Here is a 6,498-nt window from a genome sequence, read left to right on the forward strand (position 1 = left end):
TTTCGATTAAAAGGAAGCGTTACTATGGCAATTATCAAGATGACAGACTTGGAGCTTCAGGGTAAGCGGGTGCTTATTCGTGAAGATCTCAATGTGCCTGTCAGCAAGGGTGTCGTCAGCAGCGATGCGCGCCTGCGCGCCTCACTGCCCACCATCAAGCTGGCGCTGGAGAAGGGCGCCGCCGTGATGGTGATGTCCCACCTGGGCCGCCCAACCGAGGGCGAGTTCAACCCCGAGTTTTCCCTTCAGCCGGTGGTCGATTACCTGGCCAAGGCCCTGGACTGCCCGGTGCGCCTGGCGAACGACTATCTGGATGGCGTCGAGGTTGGCGTCGGCGAAGTCGTGGTATTCGAGAACGTGCGCTTCAATGTCGGCGAGAAGAAGAACGATGAAGCGCTGGCGAAGAAGCTGGCTGCCCTGTGTGACGTCTATGTGATGGATGCCTTCGGCACGGCTCACCGTGCCCAGGCCTCGACCCATGGGGTCGGCCTCTATGCGCCTGTTGCCTGCGCCGGTCCCCTGTTGGCCCAGGAACTCGACGCCTTGGGCAAGGCGATGGATAACCCTGCCAGGCCGCTGGTGGCCATAGTAGGTGGCTCCAAGGTGTCGACCAAGCTGACCGTGCTCGAGAGCCTGTCCGGCATAGTAGATCAGCTGGTGGTGGGGGGCGGCATAGCCAACACCTTCATCGCCGCGGCGGGTTTCAATGTCGGCAAGTCGCTGTATGAGGCGGATCTTATCGACGAGGCCAAGCGCCTGGTGGCCAATGCCCAAAGCCGCGGCGCCGATATTCCTGTGCCGACCGATGTGGTGGTGGCGGGTGAATTCAGCCCAACGGCGGCTGCGACCCTCAAGCCGGTCGCCGAGGTGGCCGACAACGAGATGATCTTCGACATAGGTCCGGACAGCGCCGAAGCACTGGCACAGATCATCGCCGGCGCCGGGACCATAGTCTGGAATGGCCCGGTCGGGGTGTTCGAATTCGATCAGTTCGGTGAAGGTACCAAGCGCATCGCCCAGGCGATCGCCGATTCCAAGGCCTTCTCCATCGCCGGCGGTGGTGACACCCTGGCGGCAGTGGACAAATATGGCATTGCCGATAAAGTGTCTTATATTTCTACCGGCGGCGGCGCCTTCCTCGAGTTCCTCGAAGGCAAGGAATTGCCTGCGGTAGCTATGCTTGAAACCCGTGGTGCGTAAGACGCTGCGGTGATAAAAATATAATAAAAAACCGCTCTCCGGCAGGAAAGCCCGGCTCGAATACCGGAGAGCATAAAGATCCATCCAAACGATAGCGACCTAGGTGAACTCGTGCCGCAAGGCCACAGTCACCCTATTATTGGAGTAAAAAATGGCGTTAATTTCCCTACGACAAATGTTAGATCACGCGGCCGAGCATGGATACGGTGTGCCTGCGTTCAATGTAAACAACCTCGAGCAGATGCGTGCCATCATGCAGGCTGCCGAAGCCACAGACAGTCCTGTGATCCTGCAGGCCTCGGCCGGTGCCCGCAAGTATGCCCGTCCCGTGTTCCTCAAATACCTGATGAATGCCGCTATTGAGCAGTATCCGGATGTGCCCGTGTGTATCCACCAAGATCACGGCACCCATCCCGATGTGTGCCAGCGTTCCATTCAGCTGGGCATGAGTTCTGTGATGATGGACGGCTCCCTGATGGCCGACGGCAAGACCCCTGCTTCCTACGAATACAATGTCGACGTGACCCGTCAGACTGTGGCCTTCGCCCATGCCTGCGGTGTGTCGGTCGAGGGTGAGATTGGGGTGCTGGGCAGTCTGGAAACAGGCCAGGCAGGTGAAGAAGACGGCGTCGGCGCCGAAGGCATACTCAGCCACGATCAGATGCTCACCAGCCCGGATGAAGCGGCGCGTTTCGTTGCCGATACCCATGTGGATGCCCTGGCCATCGCCATTGGCACCAGCCATGGCGCCTACAAGTTCAGCCGCAAGCCCACGGGCGACGTGCTGCGCATCGACCGCATCAAGGAAATCCACGCCCGCATTCCCAACACCCACCTGGTGATGCACGGCTCAAGCTCTGTGCCGCAGGAATGGCTGCAGATCATCAACCAGTACGGCGGTCAGATCCCCGAGACCTATGGCGTGCCGCTGGAAGAAATAGTCGAAGGCATCAAGCACGGCGTGCGCAAGGTCAACATAGACACAGACCTGCGTCTGGCCTCGACCGGCGCCGTACGTAAGTTCCTCGCCGAAAACCCAAGCGAATTCGACCCACGTAAGTTCCTCAAGGCCTCCATGGAAGCCATGGCCGACATCTGTACCATACGCTACGAAGCGTTCGGCAGTGCCGGTATGGGCTCCAAGATCAAGCCGCTGTCGCTGCAGGCCATGTACAAGGCCTACCAGTCAGGTGCGCTGGACCCCAAGATCAACCTCTAAGCCTGCCAATCGACTGGCTTGCATGAGCCGGTCTCTGGAACAGTCTTGCATGAGTTAATCTAAAACCCGCTTAACAGCGGGTTTTTTTATGTGTTGGTGTTACACAGACCAGAGCCTTAGTTGTTTCGGTACAAGCCCGCTTTTTGGCACGCCACCAGCACTTCCCTGTGGGCTCTACGGCAACATCCATGTTGCCGAAGGCCAAACGCAGGCTTGTGCCCGCCTATCTACCTGAAGTGTCAGCAATGTGTCCGGAATACCGCAAACCTGGCACGCTTTGACACAAGAGTTCGCACACTTTGCTGACAAGTAGCTTGAGAAAATGGATAAGCTCCAGTAGCTTAGATTGGATTGGCAGTGAGATAACAGGCGGCGCCGGGTTGGATAACGTGCCCGTATTGAATTGGAGTGATAACGCGCATGCGCGTTATACAAAGGTTATGGTTTCAGAGGTGATAAATGAGTTCAGATTGGATCGAAGAACTTAAAGGATATTTTTTTGGTTATCGTCAAGAAGATCTGGATGTTAATGCTGCAATTGAATTAAAGCAGAAGCATATTCCTAGAAGTCTCTATAAATACAGAGCAATTAATGAATTCTCGCTGGATAACCTCTTGAATGACACCGTGTGGTGCACGAATGCAGCCGCGTTCAACGACCCTTATGATTCTTCATTGTGCTTTGATTTTAGCGATAACATTATTAATGGTGCCGTATCTGACTCCTTGAGAGATCAAATTACGAATTCTGATGAAAATATTTTTAAGATTGAGGATATTGATCTTATATCCGAATCTGACAACCCCTTGAAATCATTAATTTATGTTGCGGCAAAGCATACTGAAACCTCTATTACGCCTGACATGGCAGAAAAGCTCTATGAGGTCTTAACGAAGGTTGCCAGTGATCAAATTGTTGAAATGAATGAAAGGTTCAACTCCGCAATTAAACAGGGCTATAAAATATGTTCATTTAGTGAGCGAGTGGACTCTATGCTAATGTGGTCACACTATAGTGAAAATCATACTGGCTTTGTTATGGAGTATGATTTTTCAGAGCTTGGAGTCTCAGACATAAGGTCAAGGTGCATATGGCCGGTCTTATATGACAATAACTTGTTTGATGCCTCCGCATTTATTTGCGAAAGGGATAAATCTGAATCTTTCAATAACCTGTTTGGAATTATTGCTTCAATACATAAGGCTAAAGCTTGGAGTTATGAGCACGAGTGGAGGCTTATTTTGCCATTTAGTCCTTCGGATCCTTCGTTAAACTATCCCGTCCCAAAACCAAAAGCCATCCATCTTGGATCAAAAATAAAGCCTGAACACAAGAGCGAAATTATTAAAATTGCGAAATCCAAGGGTGTTGATGTATGCCAAGTGGAGCTATCACATAATAAATTTGAAATGGTTTCATCAAAAATAGAATTTAATGTTGACGGCAACCATAACAATCCACTGAAAGGCGACGGCGAAAAAGCCGCCGCGCTTTAGTGGGGCGTTGATATGATTCCCTTTGTCAAATAGGCAAATAGTGTCCTTACCGGAAACCCAAAAAATTTCCGGTAAGGACACTCTGACAGTAGGCTTTGGCCATGGCACGCTTTGATACAAGAGTTCGCACACTTTACTGAGAAGTAGCTTGAGAAAATCGATAAACTCCAGTAGCTTAGGTTGGCTTGGCAGTGAGATAACAGGCGGCGCCGAGTTGGATAACGTGCCCGTATTGAATTGGAGTGATAACGCGCATGCGCGTTATACAAAGGTTAACACTACTATGGATATTACCGAGCTAGAAAGGAAGATTAGGGATTTTATAAATAGCCCTAGACGTCAATCTACGTTGCTCAACAAACGCGCAGGTTGGAACAAGCTATGCAGCTCCCTCGATTTAATTGGAGATACTGAGCTTGCCATAGCAGCATACCCATCACTTTGTAAAACAGAAGGAGATGGCGCTGCCTACTTGATCGTCTATGGGATACTGCAAACCTTGCTGCTTCAGCAAGATGCAGCAACACATATCGCTGATGTGTTGGATATTAAGATCAAGCTCCCTAAAGAACTGCAACAAATCAGAATGATAAGGAATAGCGCAGCAGGCCACCCTGGGATGCAGAAGGAAAAAGGATTTGTAAAATCCTGCTTTATTTCAAGGTTTTCTTTGTCACCGCTGAGTTTTGAACTTATGACAGCATACTCAGATGAAAAAGACTATGAAATGTCGCATGTTGTAATTCCTAAACTTCTTGAAACCCAAAATATTTATTTGGGCGAGCTTTTAGAAAAAGTTATCAAAGAGTTGGAGACTCAAGAAATGGAACATCGAGAAAAGCATAAAGATGTCAAATTGGCTGAGTGTTTTCCACACACAATAAGTTATTTCTTTAGCAAAATATTTGAAGCCTCATTCAATAGCTCTGCATTTTCACTAGGTGCAATACATGTTAAGTGTATCCAAGATTGCTTGGATGACTTTCAGTCTAAATTAGAACAGAGAGGCGAATGGGATGTTTATGACTCCGTAAATTATCATTACGAACTAATAGCCTATCCCATGTCAGAACTTAAAGCCTATTTTGATGGCTCGTCGGAAACAAAGCTTAATGATAAAGACGTATACATATTCGCGTCTTTTGTATCTGAACAGATAAAAACTCTTGAAGTTATTGCTAAAGAAATTGATGAAGAATATGAGTCAAAGTCGTAGTGTTAACAAGTTAAGCAAGTGGGACTGCCATACCGGCAGCCCCTTCTTAAGGCGTTATATGCTATGAAAAATGCAGCCATTGAAGTGAGTTTTGGCGTTCACGTTCCCGATGATTCGGTTCAATCCATGATTACAGGAATGGCGGCGTACGGGATTGTTCACGACACCGATAAACTTGGAAAGAAAGATGGGACATCCAAATCTTTTTGCGCTTTTGTGCCTGTCTGACTAGGCTTCGAGGTATCTCCCTTTGCCTGTTGAGGCTTGCCACCTCAGCCCCCGACAAGCTTACCTTTGATGTGTTTGCTACCCTGTGACCGGTGAATCAGTGACTGATGGACTCTGTTCAGGATGTTTCATTACCGGGCAAAAGTGTTTAGGCTGTCCTTATAGTGTGTTGTCATCAAAAGCGGGCATAGTAAAAGAACCTAAGGCGGACGTCCTTGACTGCCCGCCGCTTCGCTCAGTATTAAGCAGCTGAGTGGGTCATAGTAATCTTAGGAATTTCAATATGGATGAAGAGAAGTATCTTGGGTACATAAAGTACGATGGTAAGCTTGTTGAAAATGGTTTAATGGATGCACGCAAGCAAGCTCAGGCACTGCTTGGATATGATGCAGCATTAAGATACTTCGTTGGGAAGCAAGCACCTGAACTTAGAAATTTGGATTTCGAAATTCCTGTTAGAATAAAAAAAGGTTCTTGGGAAGCATTGATTCCAGAAACTGTTGTAGGTTGGATGCAGGCGGGTTTGGGGGTTGTCGCCACTGCGTACTTTACAAAAGCCGCGCAGAAAATGGCGGAGAAAGACTTTGCTGACTTTGGCATTGCCGATATTTTTAAGAAAGCAGTTGAGGCAGTTAAATGGTTTGCCCGCATTGGTACACATATGGGAGATGTATCGATACGGAAATTCGAAAAAACTAAATTTAGTGATGATAATTTGCTTATTGGAATATGCAACGATAAAGGTGACTATTTGTATATTCCTAAGTCTATTTTTGATCTCTACATATCGAGTAGCCCTAGGTTGTTAGAAAAAATCGCAGAGAACATTACTGAAGGAAGAGGTTTGAAAATAGGCACGTTTCATGATGGAGAACCTGATGAGGTGACAATTGATATCACCAATAAGGCGATATTTTGTAAAGACGAAGATGAAGATGCAGACGATGTAGTTCTTCCTGAATTAGTTCACGGAGATACTGTAGTTTTAGAGGGTGAAGTTACTAGAGAAAAGAGGGTGTTCAATATTCTGTGTCAGCCTGTCATAACTCTATGTGGGCATCCAGTCGTCCCTCGAAGTGGATCGACAGTTGTGACAGGGTCAGGTTCCAGTTCTGTACAGGATGTGTCCAGCGCTCGG

The 6,498-nt window shown here is 48.4% G+C and carries 6 protein-coding genes; all 6 read left to right on the top strand.

Features of this window, described 5'->3' with window-relative positions:
• Positions 1-24 precede the first annotated feature (24 nt).
• Positions 25-1,200, top strand: a complete 1,176-nt coding sequence (locus tag HC757_RS12595; protein ID WP_169564723.1) for a phosphoglycerate kinase — start codon at positions 25-27, stop codon at positions 1,198-1,200.
• Positions 1,201-1,351: 151 nt separating this feature from the next.
• Positions 1,352-2,419, top strand: a complete 1,068-nt coding sequence (gene fba, locus HC757_RS12600) for a class II fructose-bisphosphate aldolase (protein WP_169564724.1) — start codon at positions 1,352-1,354, stop codon at positions 2,417-2,419.
• 459 nt (positions 2,420-2,878) lie between these two features.
• A complete protein-coding gene (locus HC757_RS12605; RefSeq protein WP_169564725.1) occupies positions 2,879-3,916 on the top strand; it encodes a DUF2971 domain-containing protein in 1,038 nt (345 codons plus the stop codon).
• A 283-nt stretch (positions 3,917-4,199) separates the two neighbouring features.
• A complete protein-coding gene (locus tag HC757_RS12610; protein ID WP_169564726.1) occupies positions 4,200-5,132 on the top strand; it encodes a hypothetical protein in 933 nt (310 codons plus the stop codon).
• A 63-nt stretch (positions 5,133-5,195) separates the two neighbouring features.
• Complete coding sequence (locus HC757_RS12615) at positions 5,196-5,360, top strand: hypothetical protein (RefSeq protein ID WP_169564727.1); 165 nt, start codon at positions 5,196-5,198, stop codon at positions 5,358-5,360.
• 283 nt (positions 5,361-5,643) lie between these two features.
• On the top strand, positions 5,644-6,498 hold an 855-nt coding region (locus tag HC757_RS12620; RefSeq protein ID WP_169564568.1), incomplete at its 3' end, for a hypothetical protein.

The organism is Shewanella salipaludis (assembly GCF_012911865.1).
Classification (GTDB): domain Bacteria; phylum Pseudomonadota; class Gammaproteobacteria; order Enterobacterales; family Shewanellaceae; genus Shewanella; species Shewanella salipaludis.